A 24,216-nucleotide genomic window follows, 5' to 3' on the forward strand; every position below is an offset into this window, starting at 1 on the left:
AGAAACATTCAGTTTCGTAAAGATCCTCGAAAGGAAAGTCCCCCATTCGAATGAAAATCGTCTGTCTTACCGCGTTGTATCAATAAGTCACCATGCGCCAATGCCTTTCGATCTGCCTTTTCGCTGCTGTGACGACAGCCAGCTTCTCCGCAAAGGCAATCGATTCGACGATGACGGGCGCTGGTTACACCGGTCTGGGTATCACCCCGAATGCCCATCTGCTCGACTGGGGTCGCTTCGAGGCGACTTACGAGAACCAGCTGTCGGGCGTGGTGCGCGACACCAGCGGCCACAATTTCGTCGGAAGTTTCGGCCTGTTTCCGAACCTCGAACTGTCCGGCCGCCTGGCGACCAACAGCCTGAACCGCAATTGTTTCACCGAAGGCTGCGGCACCCGCGACCTGTCGGCATCGGTCAAGTTCGGCATCGGCCTGGACACCGCCAACCGGTATCGGATCGCCGTCGGTGGGGCAGACGTTGGCGGCTCTGTGCCCCATTTCCGCACCTACTACGGCGTGCTCACATACAACCAGGGGCCGCTCGAAGGCAGCGTCGGGCTGGCCAAACGATCGAACAACGGCATCAACGGCTCGCGTTCGCCGCTGGACGGGCCCTTCGCTGGCGTCGCCTGGCAATTGCTGCCCTGGCTGCGCGGCCACGTCGAATACGCGGACAGCAACGCCTGGGCCGGCGTCCGGATGCTGAGCCCAAAACAATGGTTGCCCGAAGGCTGGCAGGCGTACGTCGGCGTCAACCAGCGGCTGACCAACTCGCCTGTGACAAGAAAGGCCTGGGTCACCGCCGGGGTGTCGATCCCGCTGTACAAGGTGCCTGACCTCCCCGGCGGCGGGGCCAAGGCCGCGCTACCCGCCCTGGCGAGCGGCCAGCTGCCCATGCCCGCATACGAAGCGCGCAGTTTGCCGCCGGCCCCAGTCGCGACGCCCCCGACATCAGCGCAGAGCGAGAAGCAGCCCGCCACTACCGTCACGGACGGCCAGCTTGAAGAACTGGCCGTCGCCCTGCAAGCCAAGGGGCTGGAAGACATCTCGGTGGGGCGCATGCCTGACCGCACGATCGCGGTGCTCGCGAACAACGCCACTTACAACTGGAATTCCGCCGACGCGCTGGGCGCTGCCCTGGGTGCGGTGGCCCGGAAACTAGGCACGAGCACGACGGGCTACCGGCTGGTGCTCACGCAGCGGCAGGTTCCGCTCGTGGCAGTGACCGGCCAGGCCGACTGCCTGGCCCGCTGGGTGGCCGATTCCAATGCGCCATGCACGGCCGGCCAACTCTCGACGCCGGGGACGGGCACACTGGAATCCCTGCTTGCCGGAGTGCAGTGGGCCGTGCAAGGCAGGCAGCCCAGCTGGCGGACGGCGCGCGTGTCCTTCAGCCCCGTGCTTCGCACCAGCATCGGAACCGAGTTCGGCGCTTTCGACTACGCGCTGGGCGTCAACGTCGGGGTGCTGCAGCCGCTGTGGCACGGTGCCAGCATCGAATGGCGGGCCAACCTGCCACTGGCAAACAGCAGCGACTACGCCCCGGAAGGCGTGTTCGGTCCGCGCCGCATCCGGGCCGAAACCGAGCGCCTTGCCTTCGTGCAAACGGTGCGGGTGCCCCTGGAGCGCTGGCTGGCGCCCGGCAGCGACCTGCAGGCGCTGCGCTGGGGCCTTGGGGGTTTGACGGCCCAAGCCACCATCGGCAGAGTGGGCGGGGACTTCGACGGCGTCCACGGGGCCCTGCGCTGGGAGCCGGGCGAAGGCCGGCACCGACTGACCGGCCAGGCCGGACTCTTCCGGAACGCGGAGTTCGGCCACGCCGGCACGCCCGCTCCGACGCTTCGCACCGCCAAGCCCCTGCTGGCCAGCTACCGCTATAACGTCACTCCCACACGGACTTTCGTGGAGGCGACGGCCGGCCAGTTCATGAACAATGACCGGGGCTTCCAGCTGGGCGCCCGGCAGTGGTTCAGCGACGTGGCGGTGAATGCGTATTTCCGCCGCAGCGCCTACCGCGACTCGGTGGCGCGCAACTTCATCGGGCTCGAGATCTCGCTTCCACTGGGACCGCGGCGCGACATGGCACCGCGCGGGCCGGTGCAGCTGACGGGCACACCGCGGTTCAGCCACGCCATCGAATCGACGGTGCGCGAAATCGGCAGCAACCCATTGCGCCCCGGCTACGGCCTGCTGCCGCCGGTGCCGACCCTGGACGCCGTCTTCAATTCAGATCGCGCTGGCCTCGTCTACTTCGAGGACAACATCCGGCGCATCCGCGACGCGGCCCGTTAGCCGAACAACTAGGATAAAGTTCGAGCCATTTGGCCGAACTTTCGGATACAAGGAAAAACATGCTGAAACACGGATTGCCCGCCATTGCACGCCTGCTACTGGTGGCGCCATTGCTGCTGGTTCACGGTTGTGCCGTGGTCACGGCGCCGGGCTTCGATTACGCCGACCCCAAGGTGAGAACCAGCGTGACGCTCGGGCAATTCGTGGTAGCCGATGCGGATAATCCGCCCCAGGGCGTCATCACCCCCATCACCCCGGCGCTGGTGCAGGCCCAGATGCAGAAGCGGCCGCGGGCGTTGCCCCCGGAAATCCAGCGCCTGTTCGCCGAAGCCAAGCCTTATACCATCGGGCCGAGCGACATCATCGGCATCGTGGTGTACGACCACCCGGAACTGCTGCCTGCAGCGGGCGCTGTCATCAGCCAGCAGGTCGATCCAACTGGCATCAGTTCAGCGCCGGGATTCATCGTCGGCGCCGACGGGCAGGTGACCTTTCCGTACGTCGGCCGCGTCAAGGTGGAAGGGCTGACCGAGATCGAAGCTTCCGAGCTGCTGGTGCAGCGGCTGCGCCGCGTCATCAAGGACCCGCAGGTCACGGTACGGATCCAGTCGTTCCGCAGCCGCCGCGCCTATGTGGAAGGCGAGGTACGCATGCCCGGCACGCAGATCTTCACCGACGTGCCAATGACCCTGCCCGAGGCGATCAGCCGCGCCGGCGGCGTGACCGCTGCCGGCGATCGGTCCTTTGTCACCCTGACCCGCAACAACGAAACTACGCTGATCGACCTGATGCAATTGCAGGAGCTGGGCGTCAATCCGAACCGGATCCTGCTGCAGAACGGCGACATGGTCACGGTGCGAGGCCGCGACGAAAGCAAGGTATACGTCATGGGCGAAATCCTGCGGCCTTCGGCCCTGCCGATGCACAACGGTCGCATGAGCTTGAACGAGGCGCTTGGGGAAGCCGGCGGCCCCAATCTGCTGACGGCCAACACCGGTCAGATCTACGTCATCCGCAACACCGCCCAGGGCGGCTCGCCGGCCGTGTATCACCTGAATGCCAGCTCCCCCACCGCCCTCGCCCTCGCCGATACGTTTGCCCTGCGGCCGCGCGACGTGGTTTATATCGACCCGGTGCCGCTGGTCAACTGGAACCGCATCATCAGCCTGGTTCTCCCGTCCGCCCAGGCGCTAATGACCGGCAGGCAGGTGATTTCGCCGTGAACTCGATCCTGGTGGTCTGCGAAGGGAATATCTGCCGCAGCCCGATGGCGCAGGGCCTCCTGGCCGCAGCCCTGCCGGCCTTCCAGGTGAGTTCCGCCGGCACCGGCGCGTTGGTCGGCATGCCTGCGGATGAAACCGCCGTGCGGCTGATGCAGAGTCGCGGCGTCGACATCACCCGACACCGAGCCACACAGATCACCCGTACGGCCTGCCTGGCAGCGGACCTGGTACTGGTGATGGACGCCGTGCAGCGTCGCGAACTGGAGGGGCGTTACCCCCAGGCTTGCGGTCGCATCTTCAGGCTGGGCGAGTTCAGCAAGGGCGACATCCCGGACCCATACCGCAAACCCGAAAAGAACTTCCGCGACGCGCTGCGCCTGATCGACGACGGCATCGGCGAATGGCTGCACCGTCTGCAGCGAATTTGAGAGATAAGGCAGGCCCCCATGAACGCACCTCACCCCTTGCTCCAGAACCAATTGGTTACCCAACCCGCGCCAGCGCCGGAGGACGACGACCAGATCAACCTGGTTGAATACTGGGACATCCTTGTGGACAACCGTTGGCTGATCCTGCTGGTGCTGGTGCTGGCGCTGGCAGTCGGTAGCGGCTACGCCTTGTTCTCCAAGCCGGTTTACGAAGCCAACATGCTGATTCAGGTCGAAGACTCGTCCAGCTCCGCCAAGAGCTTCCTGGGCGAGGCGGCCAGCCTGTTCGACGTCAAAACTCCAGCCACGGCCGAGATCGAGCTGATCCGGTCTCGGATGATCGTCGGCCAGGCGGTGGACAACACCCTGCTGTACATCGAAGCCCGCCCGCGCTACATCCCTGTGGTAGGCCAATGGCTCGGCCGCCGCGCCACAGCCCTGTCTGAACCCGGCGCTCTGGGGCTGCCGGGTTTTGTCAGCGGCAGCGAAAAGATCTCGGTGCCTGCATTCAACGTGCCGCAGGCGCTAGAGAACTCACGCTTCAGGATCACGGCCAAAGGAGGTGGGCAATTCGTTCTGTCCCATCCGGAACTGCGGCAAGCCCTGGCGGGCGCGGTGAATGCGCCCATGGTGCGCTCTACTCCACTGGGTACCATCACGCTCATGGTCAGCGAACTCGACGGCAAGCCCGGCGCGGAGTTCGATCTGGTGCGACGTTCACGCCTTTCCACCATGGAGACCTTGCAAGAGAACTTGAAGCTGACGGAGAAAGGCCGCCAATCAGGTGTGATCGAAGCAACCCTGCAGAGCTCAGATCCTGAGCAGATGACAAACGTGCTGAACGAAATCGGCAAGCAGTACGTGCGCCAGAACATCGAGCGCAAGGCGGCAGAGGCCGAAAAGAGCCTGGCCTTCCTTGACACGCAACTCCCGCAATTCAAGAAGCAGTTGGATCAGTCGGAAGAAGCTTACAGCCGCTATCGCAATCAGCAGGGCACGGTTGCACTGGACGAGGAGGCCAAGCTGGCGCTGACTCGCGCGATTGACTTACAGGGCAAGCTTCTTGAAGCGCAGCAGAAGCGGATTGAGTTCGTTTCCAGGTTCACTGCGGAGCATCCGGTTGTGCGCACCTTGGACCAGCAGATCGCGTCCTGGAATCGTGAGATCGCCGCACTTAACGCGCGGGTGAAAAACTTACCCGCAGTTCAGCAGGACGCCCTTCGTCTGGAGCGCGACGTCAAGGTAAACAACGAGCTGTACCAGTCGTTGCGCAATAATTCAATGCAGTTGCAGCTGATCCGCGAAGGCAAGATCGGGAACGTGCGGGTAATCGACCAAGCCATCGTGCCAGAGCAGGCGATCAAACCGAAGCGAGTTCTTGTGCTGGGGCTTGCAGCAGCGCTCGGATTGTTAGGCGGCATCATGCTTGCACTGGCCCGCAACGCGATGTTCCGCGGCATCCGCAACGCGCAGGAAATTGAGGCGCACACTGGCCTGAATGTCTACAGCACGATTCCGTTGAGCGGCGCACAGGAAGTGCTAGCCGGCAAGGCTCTGGCCAAGCAGCCGGGCATCCACGTGCTGGCTCTCGTAAGCCCCCAAGACCCAGCGGTGGAGAGCCTGCGTAGCCTGCGCACGGCGCTCCAATTTGCCATGTTGGAGGCGCCGAACAACCGCGTGCTGATTACCGGAGCCACCCCTGGGGTCGGCAAGAGCTTTGTCTCCGTCAACTTCGCCGCCATTCTCGCCAGCGCAGGCAAACGCGTACTGCTGATCGACGCCGATCTGCGGAAGGGCTACCTTAGCCACTACTTTGGCAAGAGCCGCTCCGGTGGGCTGTCGGAAGTGGTGGCCGGCACTATGAAGCTGTCCGAGGCTATCCGTCGCAGTGTGCTGCCGAATCTAGACTTGCTGACGACCGGCGTGCTCCCGCCCAACCCCGCCGAGTTAATGATAAGTGGGGCGTTTACACAAATATTGGAAGAACTTTCACGCCAATACGACTTGGTCATCATGGACACACCGCCCGTGCTGGTGGCGGCCGACACCGTTGGGATGGCTCAACAGGCGGGGACGCTGTTGCTTGTAGCGCGGGCCAACCAAACCCAGATGGGTGAATTGCACGAGAGCGCGAAACGCCTGGCCCACGCAGGCCGCAATGTCACCGGCGTTCTGTTTAATGCCATTGATATGAGTCGGCGCCATTATGGTAACTATGCATATAAGTATGGCGGCTACAAATACCGCCAATACCGGTATGAGACTCCAACTGCGCGCTGACTGCGCGAGCCTGAACTCGAATGGCAGGGTCATTCCGTTGCCACTCGGCGCATTCCCAGCTCGTTGTCGCTGCTAAAGCTCTATGCGTGACACATGAGCGCGACTTCGCGAAAAGTCATGAGGCGTAAGATCGCACAACCTCACTGCAACTGCGGCTCAATTAGGCTGGAGCGGACCCGGCGTCGGCCATGGATGAAGTTGCTCCCTTGGACGCGCCTGTATATTTGCAGGGAATGCGGTCGGAAGGTCTTCGCATTTACGGCGAAGAGGCCAAAGAGGATCGGCCAGAAAGCCTTTCTGGTGGTGGGCCTAGCCCTTTGGCTCACTGTCATCTTAGCGGTCCTGGATGCTAACAATCGGTAGCAAGAACCTCGATTCCAGCCCAGAGAAACTCGCCAACTAATGATGGAGCGTCTTCTTCTACTGCCAAATCTTGGCCCACTGCGCAGCAAGCAACTGCCGCACCGCCCCGGCCACAAATAGCGTGTTAGTCACGAAGTAACGTCGCCACAAGCGTCTTGGCTCAGATGCCAGCCGGTGCAGCCACTCAAGCCCATGCTCGCGCATCCACAACGGCGCGCGGGATACGGTGCCGGCATGAAAGTCGAATGCTGCGCCCACGCCCAGCATCACTGCGTTCACTCGGCCGCGGTGTGCCAGCATCCAATGCTCTTGCTTTGGGCAGCCCAGGCCCACAAACACCAAGCCCGCCCCGCTCGCGTTGATGCGCTCTACTGACTCAGCATCTTCTTGCGGAGTGCTGACGCCAAAGGATGGCGCTTCAAAACCTACTATATTCAGCGCGGGGAAAGCGGCAGTGATGCGCTCGACGAGCAACACCAGGGTCTGCCGCGTGCTGCCAAAAAAATACACCGACAAGCCTTCAACGGCGCAGCGCGCGAGCAGTGCCAAAGTCAAGTCAGGTCCGCTCACGCGCTCTTGTCCCGCATATCCCAGCCTGCGCAGCATCCACGCGACTGGCGCGCCGTCGGGCGCAATGAGGTCTGCAGCAGCCACGACTGCGCCAAAGCTGGGGTCGCGCGCGGCGGTGACAACCACATGCACATTGGCCAGCACCACATAGCGACTTTGACGCGCACCGCCCCATGTCAGCACGCGGTCTTGCGCTTGGGAAAAACCCAATGCGTTGACGGGCACACCCAATACTTCTGCTTTCGGGAGGATATTAGTCATCTGACTTGGCATTCTTCGAGACAGTTACTGCCGCGCGTAGGCACTCGCGAATATGCGATTGACGGTGGCATAGGGTTTGATCAATCCTCCTTTCCTTCACTGACAACATCCCCATAAATTTCCATCAATTGCGCATAGTTGCGCTCGGGGGAAAAATTCGCCTCATAGTGCGCGCGCGCTTTACGCCCCATCTCTGCGAACTTTCCCGGCTGCGCCAGTGCGTAAGCCATCTTCTGAGCCAAGTCTTCCGGGTTACCAGGCTCGAACAACAAGCCAGTTTCGCCATCGTCCACCAAATCAGGCAGCGCGCCGATACGGCTGGCAATTACCGGCAGGCCACTCGCAAATGCCTCAACTATCGTGCGGGGAAAGTTCTCGTACCAGATGCTAGGCAGCACCAGCGCCATCGCACTATTCATCTCGAACCGGACCGCATCGGTGGACAGGCTTCCCAAGCGCGTAATACCTCTGAGTCCGTCCAGTAACGTCGCCGACGGACCATCGCCTGCCACACGCAGACAGACATCAGGCAACAATGCCGCTGCGCTCGCTAGCGTCTGCACGCCTTTTTCCACAGATAGGCGCCCCACATACAAGAAGCCTCGGCGATGCAATGCGGCTGGCGCAGCAAAATCAACAAAGTTGGGTTTCACTACAACGCGCGCTTCGGGAAGCCCGCCCTCAATGAACTTGGCGCGGCAGAAGTCATTCAGCGCGATGTAGCGCGCCACCTTGTGGCGATAGGTCCCCAACCCCCGGTGCAAAGTCACCATGCTTGCCAACACCGCCGATGCAGTGCCGGAACCCCGGTAACATTTACGCACTACACCGCGCCACGGCAAGCGGCCTTGGCAGTCCTCGCACACGCGACCCTCTCGCAAAAACAAGCCATTGAGACACATCAGCCGAAAGTTGTGCAGGGTCTGCACCACCGGAACGCCCGCTTGGGCCGCCACCCAATAAAGAGACGGCGAGATCAGTGGCAAGGTGTTATGGGCGTGGATGATGTCAGGGCGGAAGGTGCGGATCAGTTCTGTCAGTTCACTCGTGGTGCGTGAAGACCACAGAGCTTGCCGCGAGGCCGACATACGTGACATAGCTCCGATATCGTCGTTGTGGCGAAAATAGGTTGCCACCTCGTGCCCGTGGGAAAGAAGCAAAGCCATTTCAGCCTCAACGACAGCATCCTCACCGCCACGGTGTTGATAGGCGTTGTGGGCGATAAGAACCCTCATGCTACTTGCGAGCCAATACGCACAGCGTGCCAGATAATCCAATGGACTGGGTAATTCTCGAATAAACCCAAAATTTCCAACCTGGTTTTTGTAGTGGGCTAAACACCTTGCGCCGCACATCCAAAAAACCCGCGCGCTGCAAATGAAAGTTAATGCTTCGCCAATCGAACAAAAACAGATGAAACTTTTTTTGCGCTTCGCGCCAAAAACCCCTTTCGAGCCGCGCCCGAAGACCAGTTCGACAAGGCGTTGTCACAAAAATCTGACCTCCGGGGGCCAAAACACGATGGACCTCTTTCAGCGTTCCGGGCAAATCAGTGAGGTGTTCAATTACTTCAATCATCGAAATGACATTGAAGTACCCATCGGGCACATCACGCAAATTAGATCGAAGCGCAAAACCACGCTCCGCCAAGCAGTAAGACCGTGCATTTTCCGAAAACTCCAGCCCGTCCCCACGCACGCCGAACTTTCGCAGTTCGTGGAGTAGTGCACCAGTTCCGGCCCCGTAATCGAGCAGGCGATCGCCCGGATGGAGAACCTCACGCAGCAAATGCCGAGCATAATTTAGCGTCGCATGGTCGCCAGACTCTTGGTTTGTATTCACGGCACCAATATTTTCGTTGCCATAGGCTTGGCGGTATATTTGATCAAGCTCACTGGGGCTAGGGAAACGCTCACGAAAAACACAACCACAAACCCCACACAAACGGAAATCCGTCTCACCATTGGCAAAGAACTGGGCCAAGTGCTCCTGACCTGCGCCGCATTGACAGTTGATGTTCAAGGAGGAATCCATATTAAACGAGCCTAAAGCAGTCCCAGCCGCCTCCTGACGACCCTCATCAGAAGGTTCAACGAAGAAAGTATCTTAATCATTTTCTTTCGTCTCATCACAGTTAGGTGAACGGCCCACGCCTGTAGTGCGTTTGCTTCCTCTGCGACAACAATGTCTTCCAGCTTTATTGGATCAGAACTAAAATTAGGGGGCCTCATATCTTCCGGATCGCAATGGTCGCCGGTACCATCAAGTCCGATGTTCGACACCAAGGATTTGCCCGGGTGTAAAGTGAGCTTACCTTTGATAAAAGCCGATGCATACCATCTAATGGCCCATGAATTATTTCTGCCAAGAATTTGATCGTGCAACATCCTCATGTAGGGGAATGCGCCAAGTATGTTGAATCTGTGCATCAGATTCAACCGCTTGAGCTCATCGTACAGCTTCTGCCCATCAGGTTCAAACAAATCCCAACCACGCTTCCACGTAGCCCACCCCCAGCAACTTGCCCCTTTTATGAAAAATGCCTCCGGCAAATTGTCGATCGGATAAGAATAGCCGTGCACACTGATTACTCTATCGTCATCTTGATACTTGACCAGCGCTGCGTTCATGTAACTAAGATAATGAGGCGAAACGACAAGATCGTCCTCGACGACAATGACTTTTCCGTGCAAGTCGCATTGGACAGTGACGCCTTCAATGATGGATTTGGCAAGCCCCCAATTGTGGTCGCGCTCGATCAGCGTCTTGTCGGGGTGAGGCCAACCACGCACCAGTTTGCGAGTTGTTTCCACCGCCTCCACCTCGCTTACATTGCGTGCACCATCGCAATAAATGAACAGCGGACTGTGGTGGAACTCGGAGTTTTGCGCTAATGACTCCAGCGTGCGGCGGGTATGCTCAGGTCGTTTGAATATGAAAAGAGCTATTGGAGCATTGGTCATTTTCTTTTTCCCCCAACTCCCAGCGCTACTCTGATGTAAGGCCATACAAATAAGAGCGGCCACATCAAACCTGCGTGTCGCCTTACCAACACATACCACTGCTTCGGCGGCAGGCCTTTGAGGCTCATGATCTTTGCCCAGCGATCACGCCGGCTTAAGCGCCCGTCGAGAAATGTGTTCGTCACTGGATTGTGCGAGCAAACACCCACATAACGCGGCAACACCACTAGTGGAAAACCGGCCTTTGTAGCACGAAGGCCATAATCAATATCCCCCATTGCATGGACAAAGGCCGGCTCCAAGTTTCCGAGCTGTGTTGCCACTGCACTCGGCACAAGGACGCAATTCCCGTTCATGGTTTCGCAAGGGGTTGGTTCCGTCTGGGAGAAAGTGATGGAATGCTTGAGTGGCCGCCAAATAGACTTACGGCAGAGACCTCCGTATGTGGGGCCGCCCCCAGGTGCATCTTGGGTGGTGCCGACAATGATGACGGGTTTCTGTCGAATGCGGTTCTCGGCGTTTGCCAAAGCCAGCAACGCGTCCATTGCGTCAGGGTAGAGCACCGTGTCGTCATTCAGCCAAAGGTAAAAATCGAACCCGGTTTGCATGGCCCCGCCAAAAGCTACACGCATGCCGCCGTTCCAATACAGGTTGCCATCTCCAGTAATCACGTGCACCGCCGGGTAGCTTGCCTTGACGGCATCACCCGTGCCATCCGTGCTGCCATCATCGACTAGAAAGACTTCAAACGCGGCGTCAATTACTCGATCGCTTCCAAACAAAGCGTCCAAACATGCCAGAGTTTTTTCGCGCCGATTGTGGCAGGTCATTAAAACCGCAATGGTTTGCATGACTATGTGCCGATTATAAGTTGCTGATGCCGTAAGCACGGGCCCACAGCTCCAGATTGATAAAACGCCAAAACGGGAAGTTGGGGTATCGCCCGCTTTCTGCAAAGCGCTTCATGATTTCATCACCCTTCCAAATACTGCGCGCCTGAAATGAACTGCTGTCCACTATCTCTCGGAGATAAGCATTCAAGGCGGGATTGGTCATCCAAATTTGGAACGGCGTAGCAAAGCCAATCTTGCTGTGATTGTTCACGATCGATCTTGGCAGACGGCTCGCAAAGGCTTCGCGCTGGATGCGCTTCGTCACTCCTAGGTCAAACTTCATCCGGTCTGGCAATCTGAAGGCAAATTCCATCAGCCGGTAATCTACGAATGGCGAGCGCATCTCGATCGAGCTCATCATGGCCGAATGGTCTTCGTAGTGCAGTATTTGATTGAACCCATAGTGCTCTATCTGGCCACGAAGGTGGCGGTCCAGGTTACGTGGGCGCATCGACATCTTGGTGTCGGGCAGGTGGGCATCGTGGCGCTGGCAAAACTCGGAGTTGAGCACCTGCGTGGTGCCCTCGACCCGGGCCGCACGCCATTTGCTCGCTGCGCGTCGCCCCAGCATCGCCTTGGCAGTTTGAGCTATTAGCTTAGTAGCTGGATACCCAAGCCGCGCCCGCATCGCACGGGCTTGCGACCACATTTTCAAAGGGTTGGCCAGCAGCGTGTCAAGTAGCCGGTAGCCGACGATGTAGGGAGCGTAGCCTGCCAACGCCTCATCGGCCCCCTGACCATTAATAATCACCTTGATGCCGCGCGCGTGCACGGCCTGCATGATTTGCCAGTGCACGAAGCTGGTAGTGCTCTGAACCGGCTCGCCCATCCCGGCGACAAACTTGGGCAAGTCGGCGAGCAGATCCGCAGCAGTTGGGCTTAACTCCACCAATTTAACATGCTTGCATGTGCCAATCAGCTCACGCACGCGGGCCTGCTCATCGTGCTCAAACCCTGGGAACACCGCCGTAAAAGCAGTAACGGATTCACAGGCCAGCCGACCCGACTCAATGTCATCATCTACAACCCGACAAATGGCCGACGAATCCAGCCCGCCACTTTGCAGGAGTGCCACCGGCACGTCGCTGCGGAATCGCAGCCGCACAGCATCTTCTAGCAAATCGCTAAAGCGGCTACGGAGCACTGTGTCTGGCTCAATCGGACCCTGCTCCGACGGCAGTTGCCAATAGCGCGTGACCGTCACGTCACCATCCTCAAGCACTAAATTTTGCCCCGGCATCAACTCGTGTACATCTGCAAAGAAGGTACTGCCGTCGCTTGTGCGATACCCGTATCGCAAGTAGTCATGTACCTTGGCCAAATTCGCGTGATGCAAGGGTCGGACAGCAGCAATGCCCTTGATCTCACTGGAAAAGATCAGCCTCACGGCATCCTTGACATAGTAAAAAGGCTTGACGCCCAAGCGATCACGTGACGCAAAAAGCCGCTTTCGTTTAACGTCCCAAATCGCAAACGCCCACATTCCATTAAAACGCTCTACACACTGGGGACCCCACGCTTCATAAGCATGCAATATCACCTCGGAATCCGAGTGAGAACGAAATACATGGCCAAGTGCTTTAAGGACCGGAATCAATTCTAGGTAATTATAGATTTCACCGTTGAATACTAGAACCAGAGAATCATCCTCGTTAAACATCGGCTGATGGCCGCCAGCACTTAGGTCAATAATGGAAAGCCGACGATGGCCCAATGCTACATTCCCGTTAACATATGCCCCCTCCCCATCCGGCCCTCGATGAGCAACTGCGTCATTCATCTCAGCAATTTCGGCTTTCAAATACGCTTCAGATGGAGCGCCCCCTAGACATATAACACCGTTAATTCCGCACATAGCTACCTCTGCAGCCTTTCGGAGCGCCCATCCAGCCCCACATCGCGCAGACCACTGTAAAACTCAAGAATCCTATTTCGACGTAGATTGCGTTGGTGCAACAGGTCGCTACCTCCCCGCACGACGACATAGAGGTACAACAAGGTGGGCAAAATTCCAAACGTAAAAGTCGATTGACTGGTGATGTTCAATACCAAGAGGCCGAACAAGCTTGAAAAGAAGATCAAATCCCGGCCGCTCCTGACTGCACGAAGCCCCCTTATGAGAATGCCCGATAAGAATCCATATAAAACAAGGAGCGGCATCGCCATGCCACCGTAGGAAAACCACAGTTCACTAAGGATTCCGGTTCTAATACCAAAATTGGAGCCCCAAATGGTAGCCCAAGCATGTGCGCTATCTAAGTTCACCAACGCCGTTTTGTCCAAGCCAAGGACTTTCATCGCCAGATTGTTGGTGACAGAAGCCAGAGAACTCACTGCCCAAGAATAATTCTGTATCTCCCCGGGCTTTGCATAGTTAACCGTATAAACGAAGTCCCTGAACTCCACACCGACTAACATCATCTTCTCGTATGCGTCAAATCTAATAACGCCACTCTCGTCACCCCGGAGGAGGAGTACACCAACATACAAAGCCAGCATCGCACTTGCGAATATAGGCAGAATCGGCCACCAAGTCTTGCGCCCGAACAACTTAAACGAAATTCCACAAACACCTCCGAATGCCACCATTGCAAATGCTCTTTTTCCGTCAGCCATTGAGATAATTATAAACAGCAACGCGATGACCCCGTAGGAAATCCGCCGTTTGTGAGTGCCGGCGCTCATACATCTATATGCGGCAAACAATATGGAAACAATCAGAAACGGCCCGTAAGGATACAGTGGACCATATCCAATCTCATACATGTCATCAACAATATTTACGCCACGAAGAATAGGAATATAGCCCAGAGTCCAATACATAGACGCGAGCCAAGCGATCGGGAACGCCAGTAAAACAGCCCGAAAAATGGGATGAATCCCAAGCGAGGATACTGATACCCCATAGACGGACTTCTTCCTTTTACCCGCGGTTTTCTCGAATAAAAGCATGCCCGCGAAATAGAAGGCACAGCCCCAGAAATAAATTTCCGTTGCTTCCTGAAGTCTGAGATTACCATAGTAACTGCCCAGCACAATGGAGCTTGAGAGGGTGTTAAGCACACCTACAAAATACCAAATCACCCAAGCATACCCAAGCAAGCGAGAGTAGGGACACCGAATGGTCGACAGTAAAACCCATGAAACCAAGGCCGGAAATAGATCTAACGGCGATGGGAGTTTTTGATACGAAATCTCGGGAAATATACTTGCCAGCAGCGCCGGCCAAGAAATAAGCGAAAGAACGATAAGTAAACCGAAAAGACGGCCACGGATCCATGAACCATTAATGTTATGCATTCCTGATCTCGTTAATTTGATTAATACCCGGTTTCAGGATCGTTAATCTTCGAAGCGATTAAAGATATAAACATGACCCAACTGCGGCTCATTAAATCATTGAAGAAACTTGACACCTATGCATTTTTCTTGAAGAATAATCCGTCGAATTGCAACATTTGCCCAGTTTTGGAGTCCGAAAATCCAGGCTCCACCCCCCACATCGCGAAGCCGGTCTTTTCCAACCAATCGAGAAGAGACCTGTACAAAGCTTGTCCGTCGTATAAAGGCAATACGGACATTTCAAGTTGCACACCTACAACTTTGTCTAAGATGCCCTCTGCCCCCATCAAGACTGGAAGCTCATATCCTTGAGTGTCAACCTTGAGGAAGATTCTCCGCGCGAGCTTAATCTCAGGAATCTCAAGTGCATCCAGTCTATTCACGGCAACTTTCTCCTTACCGACGTACTGTGACAGGGGCGCTGACTCCAGGTGGCGTGGCAACATTTTTAGAAGAGAACTGCTTACACTATTTCCCGCGACATTGATTTCCAGCTCGGCCGCCGCGTCACCCAGCGCCATTCTTGCTGGCACATGCCATTCGCGGTCTGAATGACTGGCATGGAGCAATTTCTGATATGCCCCCATCTGAGGCTCAAATGAAACAATGCTTCCTGTGAAACCGGTGGACCGAATAAAGCGGCCATATCCTCCATCATTAGCGCCAACGTCCACTACACAGTCGACCTCATGATGAGCAAGTTGGACCCCGGTTCGTGCCGACAATGACTGCGCCGCATTGTATCTATGGACCTCTATTCCAACGCCCCTTAAGAGCATCCGGATTCTATTTTTCATTGACATATGTTCTCACCTCCTCCAGAGCTTGGCGCTTATGTCGCGAAGCATACTTACATATGGACGCGTAGTGCCACGTATTTCATCTTGACTACCTTATAGAGAAGGACGCTGAAGACCATCTCGCCAATCGCTCCACCTAGAATTGCGCCGCTAACGCCTATCATCTGCATGAGTATTACTGCAATCGGAACTGCCGCCAGTAAGCTTATAGAGTTAGACAACGTCACGGCTCTGAACTCCTTCAAAATCTGCAGGCAAGTAACGGCGCCAATACGCGAAAATTGAAACACAAGCATGACGCACCAGGCGCCCACTAATGGTGCAACGTCAACATACCGATAGTGTCTCGTCAGCATAGGGGCAATAAAATCGCCCGTACTTATTAACGCGATTGAATACAGCGCCGCAAACGCAACCAATCCGGCGGAAAAGATCGTGCTCATTTGTATCATTCTTGCGAGGTTCGTGGTTCGCAAGGTGGCGAGCCTTGGCATGACGATTTGCGTAACGGCAGGCATTAAAAACATCGCAGGCGTAACCAAAATCCTGGCTGCATTGGCAAGTCCGACACCTGCGGGGCCAACAAACATCGCTGTGACGTACATGTAGAGCTGAGTTTGGGACCACGTCACGGCAACTCCGACGAATGCCCAGCGTCCGCCGACCCACGCATGCCGAACGTCTTTATAAATTTCCTTCATACACACTGAGGCCATTGGTAAACCAACGATCACGAATCCAACCGCAGCTCCCGCTAGATTGCTTAGTGCATAAACCCATAAAGCGCCAGCGGGGCCAAAGCCTCCGAAGAGCATGTATTTGACTGCCAGAGCAGCTGCTAGAGTTGCAGCAACAACGATATTTACCCACAGCGCCCAATTTTCCCTGCGCACGGTGTACGCATGCCGAATGAAAAAATCCTTCAGCGCAAATGAAACGGAAGCAGCAACTATTGATAGTGCTAGAGCGAAGTATTGGCCAGCCAAGTGTGACGAAGTTGCATCAAGGCAAAGCAATAATATAGTAAGGGAAGCGGTCAACACGCAGAACAGCACCAGCGCGGACAGCATGCGCGCGGCATAGGGCAGCCGATCATCCGGTAGTTTTTCGGGCGCATGCACTACCATTTGCGTCAGAAACAGGGCATCGCACACACCGGCATAAAGAAGCGTTATTGCGAAGCCGATCCCATACAAGCCAAAATCAGCAGTTGTGAGCGTCCGAGCCAGGTAAACGGTTAGCGCAAAATTGGTGCCACTGCTGACCGCTTGATTCATCAAGCTGCTCAAAACCGATTTCGCGAAAGACTTTGATTTTGCTCTATGCTCGGTAATTTTGCCGCGTAGATAAGCAAGATGATTCATCCGTTACTTTGCGCAATATCAATGTATTTCACTTACGACATTTTCTGAGGCATCAGTTATCGAAATTCCAGACTCAGCATCTTTGTGGATCCGAATAGTGACGTCGCCGATGAAAAGATTGTTTCGTGCAACATTGTATTTTGGCATTCCTGGGTCATCCTCAAGAATGGTGGCGAGATGAAGATAGCGCCGATACGGCGCGGACTTGTAGGGGACGGCGGTTAATTGAGCACGCAAAGTTCCACCCGAGGCTTCTGTCATTGCCTTTTGCCAAGATGTTCCACGCGCATCTAGATGGATGCCCGTGGGTGTGTCGGTAAAATTGTTATCTTCGATAAGGTTGTCCCGTCCGCCACCGATGAAGACAGCTTCATCTACGCGCTCGAAGTAGTTTCCGCGCACAGTGATGCCGCTGGCTTGGTCGTCCAGATAGACGCCCTTGGTTCTGCCCAGTCGGACGTTCGCCGGAATGTCGTGGATGTGGTTGCCGGAAATCACCGTGCCACGTGCCGACCAATCCCGACCGGTGTAAATAGCGCCGGCGTCACCCGTTTCTTTGCAGACATCAAAGATCTCGTTGCCAGAAATCAAGTGGTCATTGCCGGTGAACAGGATCGCCGTATGCGGCGCGTCGTAGATCTTGTTTCCTTCGGCGCGGTTGCCCACACCAGACATGAGGATGGCTGGTTGGTAGGTGCGGGAAACGCGGGCAAACCGCCGGATTGTGCTGCGCGCCACATAGAGGTTGGCGGGGGTCAGTGTCTGACGGTCCCCGCCTGCCAGCACGACGCCCCCCTCTCCGATGTCTTCGATGACCATGTCTGTCAGGCCGTTGTCTTGCCCGCCGATAACGGCGGCCCGGTTACCGACGTCGCGAATGACCGAGTTCGCGATCGAGACGTCATGCCCGCCTCGGATGGTGATGGCGTCACCCCTGGCACCTCCAAATGTCACCCCGCCGATGTGCAGATGGCTGACATTGTCCATCACCAGCAGTCTTTCCAGAGTGGAGACTTGGACCTCCCCCTCCTGTAACGGCTGGGGCGGCCAAAAGTAAAGCATGCCCCTCGCGTTGTCCAAATACCATTCCCCGGGCCGATCGAGCTCGGAGAGCGCGTTTTGGAAAAATACCGGCTGCCCGATCTTCAAGCCGTAAGGCGGCGCCGGCGGGGCCAGAGTGACGTGGCGCGTGACCAGATCCAGCGCCTTGATCGGGATGGTGGCATCGGCCCAGTTCTGGAACCAATAGCCGGTTGCCAGCAGATCGGGTTCGTCCTTCCATGCATCCAGATTTGCAGCTTCTACAGTGAAGGTAGACCCTTTTTCTCCGTCCGGTGTCGTAGCAATCTTGGCGAAGCCCTGATTGGGCCAGCGAGCCAGTGTCATGGGGTGGCCGCGATAGAAGACTTCCAATGCGGTTGGAACATTCATCGCACCCCAGCCATGGCGCGCCTGTTTGCCGTAGTCGGTGATGCCCTGTTTGGCAAGATTGGCCTGCAGGACGTGGGCCCGCGCTGTTTCAGGCAGGCGCATCAAAACGCCGCGATCGGTCACCGCTGTGAAGCCGCCTACTGCTCGCCCTCCCGAGATGATCGCACTGGCGTCCTTTGGCCCTTCGATGTTGACCGGGTGTTGGGCGCTGCCGCTGCTGGCGGCATCCAGGTCCAGTGTCTTCTCAAGGCGATATGTTCCTGGACCAAGGCGGATAGTGACGGTCTCCTTAAGTGTTCCCTGAGGGTCACGCAGTGCCGGGTCCTTGAGCATGGCGAGCGCTCGTGTCAGGGTGACGGGAGCGGTGGCGTTGTTTGGGAGACCGGCGGAAACGGTCTCCACCTTAGCGAAGGGCGCGACGTAGACGATGCGCTGTGCCCAGGCAGGCCAAGCGCACAGGCTGGCAAAAATGCATGTTGCAAGGGCAAGCCGCTTCGTGACTACGCCGGAGAGCCATATCGATCCACCAAGAGGCAAGGACTGCCGGGTGAGAAGGTTAACCATGCCCACCCCGGCCAACGGCGATGTAGTGCACGCCGTTCTGGCGCATTGCGTGGGGCTCATACAAGTTGCGGCCGTCGAATATCACCGGGGCCTTCATGGCCGTCTTCAAGGCCGTCCAGTTCGGGCTTCGGTACGCCTTCCACTCGGTGACGATGATCAACGCGTCAGCGTCCTGCACCGCTTCCATGGGCTTGCCTGCAAAGCGGATGCGATCGAGCAGTGCCGGCGCTTCAGCAAAGTCCACCGCCAACACGCGCCGGGCTTCCTCGGTGGCCACCGGATCATGCGCGCAGATGCTGGCGCCGGCGCGTAGCAGGGCGCCAATGATCACGCGGCTGGGCGCATCGCGCATGTCGTCGGTGTTGGGCTTGAAGGCCAGGCCCCACATGGCAAAGGTTTTCCCGAGCAGGTTATGGCCGAATCTTGCAAATACCTTGTTGACCAGAACCTGCTTCTGGTCTCTGTTCACGGCCTCCACCGCTTCCAGCACGCGCAGGACCTGGCCGTGCTCGCGGCCGGTACTGGCCAGGGCCTGAACGTCCTTGGGAAAGCAGCTGCCGCCATAGCCGGTGCCTGCGTACAGAAAGCTATAGCCGATTCGCGGGTCCGACCCAATGCCCTGCCGGACCAGTTCGATGTCCGCCCCGACTTCGTCGGCCAGGTTGGCGAGTTCGTTCATGAAACTGATGCGTGTGGCTAGCATCGCGTTGGCCGCGTACTTAGTGAACTCCGCACTCTTCACATCCATCACGCGGGTGCGCTCATGGTTCCGGTTGAACGGCGCGTAGAGCTCCCGCATGGTCGCAAGGGCTTGCCGGCCTTCGACGTCGTCCTTGACTCCCAGCACGATCCGATCCGGGCGGGTGAAATCTTCAATCGCAGCGCCTTCTTTCAGGAACTCGGGATTGCTGACGACCGAAAAGCTCATGTCTTGTACACCGCGCTGGGCGAGTTCTGCGCGAATGACAGCGGCGACCTTGTCCGCAGTGCCAACAGGCACGGTGGACTTGTCGATCACCACCTTGAATCCATCCATGTGGCGCCCGATGTTGCGGGCTGCGGCCAGCACGTACTTCAAGTCCGCACTGCCATCCTCGTCCGGAGGCGTGCCGACTGCTATGAACTGCACTTCGCCATGTGCCACGCTGGCAGCAACATCGGTCGAAAAAACCAGGCGACCGGCTTCGACGTTGCGTTCGATCACTTCCTTCAGCCCAGGCTCGAAAATGGGAATGCCGCCGCTGTTCAACAGGTCGATCTTGGCCTGGTCGACGTCAAGGCAGAACACGTGGTTGCCCAGGTCGGCAAGGCAAGCACCAGTGACCAGCCCTACATAGCCGGATCCGATAATGGTCACATTCATTGGGAGCTGACCCGATCTACAGGCCGTGAGGGATGGTTATTGGTCGGACAGCGATGTTCGCACGCGCGCTGGCGACACGCCCCCTGAAGCGGCTGGGTGGCATTGCCATCCATTACCACTTGGGCGGGCCACGTCAATGCGCCCTTTCAGATTGTCCATGCGCGTGCCCTCATTGGGAACCGTGTCCGGTCGCCACCACCCAGAAGGTCTTTGAAATGATCTTGAGGTCCAGCCAGAGTGACCAGTGCTGTGCGTACTGCACGTCCAACCTGACCCTGTCGTTATAGGAAAGGTGATTGCGCCCACTGACCTGCCACAGCCCCGTCAATCCGGGCCGCATGGCGCAATAGATGGACCAATACCTGCCGTAGCGGGGCTCCTGCTCCGGCATGCAGGGACGCGGGCCCACCAAGCTCATGTCGCCAACCAGGACATTCCAGAACTGCGGCAGTTCGTCGAGGCTGCTTCTGCGGATAAAGCGGCCGAACCGAGTGATGCGCGGGTCTTGTTCCAACTTCTGGTGGCTTTCCCACTGCTCGCGCGCGCGGGGATCGGTATCCAGGAATGAACTCAACACTTCTTCCGAATCGCAAAGCATCGACCGGAATTTATAGAAACCGAATCTGCGGCCACCTTTTCCAACCCGACTTTGCCGATAAAGGGCGGCGCCGGGGGACGACATGCGGACACCCACGCCCACGAAGACGAAGACGGGCAGAAAAATCAGAAAGAAGACAAGTGCGCCAACGATGTCGATGCCGCGCTTGACGGCCAACGCGAACGGGCTGAACCGCGGGACCGGCGCCGGCAGCCGGTCGTGCGCCGCCATCGGCATTGCTCCCCGCTTCCCTCCATATTGTTCGGAATCGACCCGGTACATCAGCCCACTCGCTAAGTAAGTGATATTTATTGGTTACATTGGAAACACTATGTGTCATGGTATCTAACAATGCCCGTCCCGGCAATACATGAAGTAGTTCACGTTGCGGAGGTGCGCGACCAGACTGGGAAGAATTTCAGGCTGTTGTGCATGGTCATGGCACGGTTACCGCAGCGGGGCTCGCGGTGCGGCGTCGGCAGCGCTGCCGACAGCACGATCAACGCCTAAAAAAGCGGACTCCAGCAACAAAAAAGCCCCGGGCTTGCGCGCGGGGCCTTTTCGACGCTCCGGAATCAGGAGTTAGCCTGACACTGGCGTGAGAGTGATCGTGCCGACGGCGACGCCGTTCAGCGTCAGTTGCCCCCCTGCGTTGACCGAAATGGTCACCGAGGCGCCGGCCGAGCTGGCAGCACCCAGCACCAACGCCACACTCCGCGACGTCCCAACCCCGTTTGCCACCGCACCGGCGGTGTTGACGTTCATGTTGCATGGGTTAACCGTCACAGTCTGGCCGAGGGCCAACGGGTGTCCGGCGGGGAAGGTCGAACTCGTGACCGCGAAAATGCACGAACCGAACGTCAAGTTTCCAGACGCGGTGCCCTGACCAGCGCTGCTAATCGTGAATGTAGACGTGGCGGGGGAGACAGTCATTGCAACGGTGGTCGTGCCCGTGGTTGAAAGCGCCGGCACCCCACCCGGGTAGGTGAAAGCGGTACCGTTTACTGCCGGAACGGTGGCTGCGTTCGCGGGCAGGGTGGTATCAGATGCAGCGACAAAGGTCTGCGTCGTGTTGTCGCTGCTTCCACAAGCAGTCAACAGGGCAGCGGCAGCGACCATCAGGGCCATCTTCAAATTGATTTTCATGTTTGGTTCCTTGGGCTGATTGCGGGTTGGGGTTAATGCAGATTGTCCGACCGGGCATCCACGAGAGCCGAGATTACAGTTTCGTGGAGTTGTCGTAAACCTCTTTATTGCGGAATTTGGTCTCGAGCGTACACGAAAAACGCCTCGCGCATTCGCTGGACCTGAGCAATCAGGTACCCTTGCCCAAGCCGCCCAGCGTTGAGTTGGCGAACCTCTGCGTTGTAGTCGAGCTTCAGGTCCAGCACTCCATTCGGCTCAACAAAATTAATCGGACTGCTGCTGCTGGTGAGCCGGGTGCGCAGCCCCTGCACGAACTGCGATGGTCCGGAGACGTGCACCGGGCCCGGCTCCATGCCGCGGCGCGGCGTGAGCGGAAACGAAAGCTCCATTCCGACGAAGCTGCGGCTGCCCCCCTTACGCAGGAACAACTGGACGCTTGCGTCGCCAAACCAGCGCTTGAAGGCCAAGGCCGGGCCGCGTGAGCCATCGCTGTACTGTTGAAGGCCAGCTTCCACCCATGTGTTGGCATTCACAGCCTTCCGATATGCTGCGGAGAAGGCCGGCTCGGGCGCGAAGGTCGACACCGTCTTCTTCTGCTGGAGCGCCGCCCGCAGCCGGACGGTATCGTCGCCCGGAAGGAAAACGGTGGACTCGCCCTGGACCCCCCAAGCGCCATAGTTGAACCGGCCCGCGCCGAGGTTGGCGAAGACCCGGTCCGTCCACCAGAACGATTGCTGGAGCGACACCACCTTCAGGCCGTTTTGCTGGCGTAAACCCTGGAGCGCCGCGCCCTCCTCCGTGTTGCGGGAATTGGCCAACCGCTGGATGTAGCTGGTATAGATCTCGGCCCCGGGCCATAACGGCACCATCGCCTGGACGTTAGCCGCCACCGAATAGTCAAAAGAACCAATCTCGGTTCCCAATTGGAGATTGGTGTCTGGCCGGACCTCGATCCTGACCGGCGAGCGGTAACTGGACGTGCTGTCCTGCCACTTCACGTCGGCCTTGCGATAGTCCGGCGCGCGATCGACGGCCATGCTGGTGCGCACATTCGTTTCATCGCCGTCGCGCAGGAACGCACGGAAGGTCGGGATATCGACCGACGTCTCGTAGATCGGCAAACCGGCCTTGTGGGTAACGGCATAGACCCGCCGCAGGCCGGCAGGCGCATATTCCACAGCCAGGCCCAGCACGACGCCGATGGCGTCCGCCTCGTTATGGTCGTAACGGTGGTTCTCGTACTCCACCACCAGATTGCTGGCGAGCGTGCCCACCCGCACCCGCTCCAGGCCGACCGCAACCAGCGCCTTGCGCAAGCCCTCCAGGCGGTCCTGCGCGGTAGCCACCATACCGGGCGTAGCCTTCGCGTTAAGCGGCGGCAGGCTCTTGTCCATGGCCAGCTTATCCGCCACGGGCTTGGGCGGCGCCTTGTCCAGCGGCACGACGAGGCTGATCGTAAATGCACTGGCGTCGGCGCGCGCACCCAGGCGGTCTGTGCCGCCAAAGGACCGCTGCACTGATCCGATCAACTGCGCGCCGCCCAACGCAGCCATCGGTGGCGAGTAGTAGCGCAGGCCCGCATGCTTTTGCTGGCCGTCGTATTCCGCCAGGACGGCGATGCCGGTTGCGCCGACAAACAATTCGCCGCCCGCGAAGACGCCCTTGAATGTAGAGCCGTTGGCTGCCACACCCTGAATCGGTTTGCCCAAAGCATAGCCAGCCGACCACCGCAGCGGGCCATACTGGTCGCTAACCACCCCGTAGGCCGACCGGAAGTTGACGGCGCCGCCGGCGAAGTCGTTCATGCCGATTGCGAATTTCGGCAGCCTGGGGGAAAGGGACGGGATCTGGATCTTGATATTGGGTGAAAGATCGCGGATGCCGCCAGTAAATACAGCGGAACCGGGCGTTGTACTGCTGTAGTCAACGAAACGGCCAAACACCTCGACATGAGGCACCAGGCCAATTCCGCCGCTCCAGTTTCTCTTCGTGTCGTTCGGCGAAAAACCCGGCTCGCGGAAGTTGCCGTAGGTCACGGCCAATGTGCCTGTTTCTAGCACGTAGGCGGAAGGGATCGTCAGACCGCCGGTATTGCCCTGGCTGGAGACGGCTAGGCTTTGCGCGCCAACGGTAGCTGGGGTCCACGTTCCGCCAAGTATGAGAAAAATCCAAAACCACCGCGCCGCTGGCAGAGCGCGAAGGTGCTGTGGGATGGCACTCCGACAACGGAAAAACGGCTTGGTCTCGGTCTGCATGGCTCACGGATTATGGCTTGCGGAGTTCGCTACGGCCAACCGTGCCTGCCGGCGCAGTTCCTCAAGCAACCGTCGCGGTAC

Annotated in this window: 18 protein-coding genes; 4 read left to right on the forward strand and 14 right to left on the reverse strand. The window is 58.0% G+C overall.

The window, feature by feature from the left end:
- Positions 1 to 92: 92 nt before the first annotated feature.
- From ACFPOE_RS12615 to ACFPOE_RS12630, 4 genes are read left to right on the forward strand one after another with little or no spacing between them, the layout of a single operon-like run.
- The gene (locus ACFPOE_RS12615; protein WP_376850433.1) at positions 93 to 2,291 is read left to right on the forward strand and encodes a YjbH domain-containing protein; all 2,199 of its coding nucleotides are present in this window, start codon (positions 93 to 95) and stop codon (positions 2,289 to 2,291) included.
- A 59-nt stretch (positions 2,292 to 2,350) separates the two neighbouring features.
- Positions 2,351 to 3,514 carry a polysaccharide biosynthesis/export family protein gene (locus ACFPOE_RS12620; RefSeq protein WP_376850434.1) on the forward strand — a complete coding sequence of 388 codons (1,164 nt, stop codon included), beginning with the start codon at positions 2,351 to 2,353 and terminating at the stop codon, positions 3,512 to 3,514.
- Positions 3,511 to 3,942 (forward strand): low molecular weight protein-tyrosine-phosphatase, encoded by a 432-nt coding sequence (locus ACFPOE_RS12625; RefSeq protein ID WP_376850435.1) that lies wholly within the window; start codon positions 3,511 to 3,513, stop codon positions 3,940 to 3,942. The genes ACFPOE_RS12620 and ACFPOE_RS12625 overlap by 4 nt, the downstream gene beginning before the upstream one ends.
- Before the next feature lie 18 nt (positions 3,943 to 3,960).
- Entirely contained in the window at positions 3,961 to 6,222 is a 2,262-nt protein-coding gene (locus ACFPOE_RS12630) for a polysaccharide biosynthesis tyrosine autokinase (protein ID WP_376850436.1), read from the forward strand.
- Between the two features lie 420 nt (positions 6,223 to 6,642).
- Here ACFPOE_RS12630 and ACFPOE_RS12635 read toward each other — a convergent pair whose 3' ends face one another.
- The 14 genes from ACFPOE_RS12635 to ACFPOE_RS12700 form a co-directional block, all read right to left on the reverse strand.
- The gene (locus tag ACFPOE_RS12635) at positions 6,643 to 7,416 is read right to left on the reverse strand and encodes a WecB/TagA/CpsF family glycosyltransferase (RefSeq protein ID WP_376850437.1); all 774 of its coding nucleotides are present in this window, start codon (positions 7,414 to 7,416) and stop codon (positions 6,643 to 6,645) included.
- A gap of 80 nt (positions 7,417 to 7,496) precedes the next feature.
- The gene (locus ACFPOE_RS12640) at positions 7,497 to 8,651 is read right to left on the reverse strand and encodes a glycosyltransferase (protein ID WP_376850438.1); all 1,155 of its coding nucleotides are present in this window, start codon (positions 8,649 to 8,651) and stop codon (positions 7,497 to 7,499) included.
- 1 nt (position 8,652) lies between these two features.
- Entirely contained in the window at positions 8,653 to 9,438 is a 786-nt protein-coding gene (locus ACFPOE_RS12645; protein WP_376850439.1) for a class I SAM-dependent methyltransferase, read from the reverse strand.
- 23 nt (positions 9,439 to 9,461) lie between these two features.
- Complete coding sequence (locus tag ACFPOE_RS12650) at positions 9,462 to 10,379, reverse strand: glycosyltransferase family protein (RefSeq protein ID WP_376850440.1); 918 nt, start codon at positions 10,377 to 10,379, stop codon at positions 9,462 to 9,464.
- On the reverse strand, positions 10,376 to 11,230 hold the full coding sequence (locus tag ACFPOE_RS12655) for a glycosyltransferase family 2 protein (protein ID WP_376850441.1): 855 nt from the start codon (positions 11,228 to 11,230) through the stop codon (positions 10,376 to 10,378). Before ACFPOE_RS12655 ends, ACFPOE_RS12650 begins: the two co-directional genes overlap by 4 nt.
- Positions 11,231 to 11,243: 13 nt before the next feature.
- Positions 11,244 to 13,127 carry an asparagine synthase (glutamine-hydrolyzing) gene (asnB, locus tag ACFPOE_RS12660; protein WP_376850442.1) on the reverse strand — a complete coding sequence of 628 codons (1,884 nt, stop codon included), beginning with the start codon at positions 13,125 to 13,127 and terminating at the stop codon, positions 11,244 to 11,246.
- A 2-nt stretch (positions 13,128 to 13,129) separates the two neighbouring features.
- Positions 13,130 to 14,572 carry a hypothetical protein gene (locus ACFPOE_RS12665; RefSeq protein WP_376850443.1) on the reverse strand — a complete coding sequence of 481 codons (1,443 nt, stop codon included), beginning with the start codon at positions 14,570 to 14,572 and terminating at the stop codon, positions 13,130 to 13,132.
- A gap of 116 nt (positions 14,573 to 14,688) precedes the next feature.
- Complete coding sequence (locus ACFPOE_RS12670; RefSeq protein WP_376850444.1) at positions 14,689 to 15,411, reverse strand: FkbM family methyltransferase; 723 nt, start codon at positions 15,409 to 15,411, stop codon at positions 14,689 to 14,691.
- A gap of 53 nt (positions 15,412 to 15,464) precedes the next feature.
- Positions 15,465 to 16,778 (reverse strand): lipopolysaccharide biosynthesis protein, encoded by a 1,314-nt coding sequence (locus ACFPOE_RS12675; RefSeq protein ID WP_376850445.1) that lies wholly within the window; start codon positions 16,776 to 16,778, stop codon positions 15,465 to 15,467.
- An 18-nt stretch (positions 16,779 to 16,796) separates the two neighbouring features.
- Positions 16,797 to 18,542 carry a right-handed parallel beta-helix repeat-containing protein gene (locus ACFPOE_RS12680; protein WP_376850446.1) on the reverse strand — a complete coding sequence of 582 codons (1,746 nt, stop codon included), beginning with the start codon at positions 18,540 to 18,542 and terminating at the stop codon, positions 16,797 to 16,799.
- Between the two features lie 223 nt (positions 18,543 to 18,765).
- A complete protein-coding gene (locus tag ACFPOE_RS12685; protein ID WP_376850447.1) occupies positions 18,766 to 20,136 on the reverse strand; it encodes a UDP-glucose dehydrogenase family protein in 1,371 nt (456 codons plus the stop codon).
- A 169-nt stretch (positions 20,137 to 20,305) separates the two neighbouring features.
- Positions 20,306 to 20,965, reverse strand: a complete 660-nt coding sequence (locus ACFPOE_RS12690) for a sugar transferase (protein ID WP_376850448.1) — start codon at positions 20,963 to 20,965, stop codon at positions 20,306 to 20,308.
- A gap of 351 nt (positions 20,966 to 21,316) precedes the next feature.
- Positions 21,317 to 21,880, reverse strand: coding sequence for a hypothetical protein (locus tag ACFPOE_RS12695; RefSeq protein ID WP_376850449.1), 564 nt, complete (start codon positions 21,878 to 21,880; stop codon positions 21,317 to 21,319).
- 104 nt (positions 21,881 to 21,984) lie between these two features.
- Positions 21,985 to 24,135 carry a YjbH domain-containing protein gene (locus ACFPOE_RS12700; protein ID WP_376850450.1) on the reverse strand — a complete coding sequence of 717 codons (2,151 nt, stop codon included), beginning with the start codon at positions 24,133 to 24,135 and terminating at the stop codon, positions 21,985 to 21,987.
- Positions 24,136 to 24,216 lie beyond the last annotated feature (81 nt).

The organism is Caenimonas terrae, assembly GCF_042655405.1.
In the GTDB taxonomy this organism is placed as follows: Bacteria; Pseudomonadota; Gammaproteobacteria; order Burkholderiales; family Burkholderiaceae_C; genus Ramlibacter; species Ramlibacter terrae_A.

Excerpts from the sequence above, each read along its gene's own strand:
- ACFPOE_RS12615 (WP_376850433.1), top strand. The coding sequence starts at position 93 with ATGCGCCAATGCCTTTCGATCTGCCTTTTCGCTGCTGTGACGACAGCC.
- ACFPOE_RS12620 (WP_376850434.1), top strand. The coding sequence starts at position 2,351 with ATGCTGAAACACGGATTGCCCGCCATTGCACGCCTGCTACTGGTGGCG.
- ACFPOE_RS12630 (WP_376850436.1), top strand. The coding sequence starts at position 3,961 with ATGAACGCACCTCACCCCTTGCTCCAGAACCAATTGGTTACCCAACCC.
- ACFPOE_RS12635 (WP_376850437.1), bottom strand. The coding sequence starts at position 7,416 with ATGACTAATATCCTCCCGAAAGCAGAAGTATTGGGTGTGCCCGTCAAC.
- ACFPOE_RS12640 (WP_376850438.1), bottom strand. The coding sequence starts at position 8,651 with ATGAGGGTTCTTATCGCCCACAACGCCTATCAACACCGTGGCGGTGAG.
- ACFPOE_RS12650 (WP_376850440.1), bottom strand. The coding sequence starts at position 10,379 with ATGACCAATGCTCCAATAGCTCTTTTCATATTCAAACGACCTGAGCAT.
- ACFPOE_RS12655 (WP_376850441.1), bottom strand. The coding sequence starts at position 11,230 with ATGCAAACCATTGCGGTTTTAATGACCTGCCACAATCGGCGCGAAAAA.
- asnB (WP_376850442.1), bottom strand. The coding sequence starts at position 13,127 with ATGTGCGGAATTAACGGTGTTATATGTCTAGGGGGCGCTCCATCTGAA.
- ACFPOE_RS12665 (WP_376850443.1), bottom strand. The coding sequence starts at position 14,572 with ATGCATAACATTAATGGTTCATGGATCCGTGGCCGTCTTTTCGGTTTA.
- ACFPOE_RS12670 (WP_376850444.1), bottom strand. The coding sequence starts at position 15,411 with ATGAAAAATAGAATCCGGATGCTCTTAAGGGGCGTTGGAATAGAGGTC.
- ACFPOE_RS12675 (WP_376850445.1), bottom strand. The coding sequence starts at position 16,778 with ATGAATCATCTTGCTTATCTACGCGGCAAAATTACCGAGCATAGAGCA.
- ACFPOE_RS12680 (WP_376850446.1), bottom strand. The coding sequence starts at position 18,542 with ATGCTCAAGGACCCGGCACTGCGTGACCCTCAGGGAACACTTAAGGAG.
- ACFPOE_RS12685 (WP_376850447.1), bottom strand. The coding sequence starts at position 20,136 with ATGAATGTGACCATTATCGGATCCGGCTATGTAGGGCTGGTCACTGGT.
- ACFPOE_RS12690 (WP_376850448.1), bottom strand. The coding sequence starts at position 20,965 with ATGGCGGCGCACGACCGGCTGCCGGCGCCGGTCCCGCGGTTCAGCCCG.
- ACFPOE_RS12695 (WP_376850449.1), bottom strand. The coding sequence starts at position 21,880 with ATGAAAATCAATTTGAAGATGGCCCTGATGGTCGCTGCCGCTGCCCTG.
- ACFPOE_RS12700 (WP_376850450.1), bottom strand. The coding sequence starts at position 24,135 with ATGCAGACCGAGACCAAGCCGTTTTTCCGTTGTCGGAGTGCCATCCCA.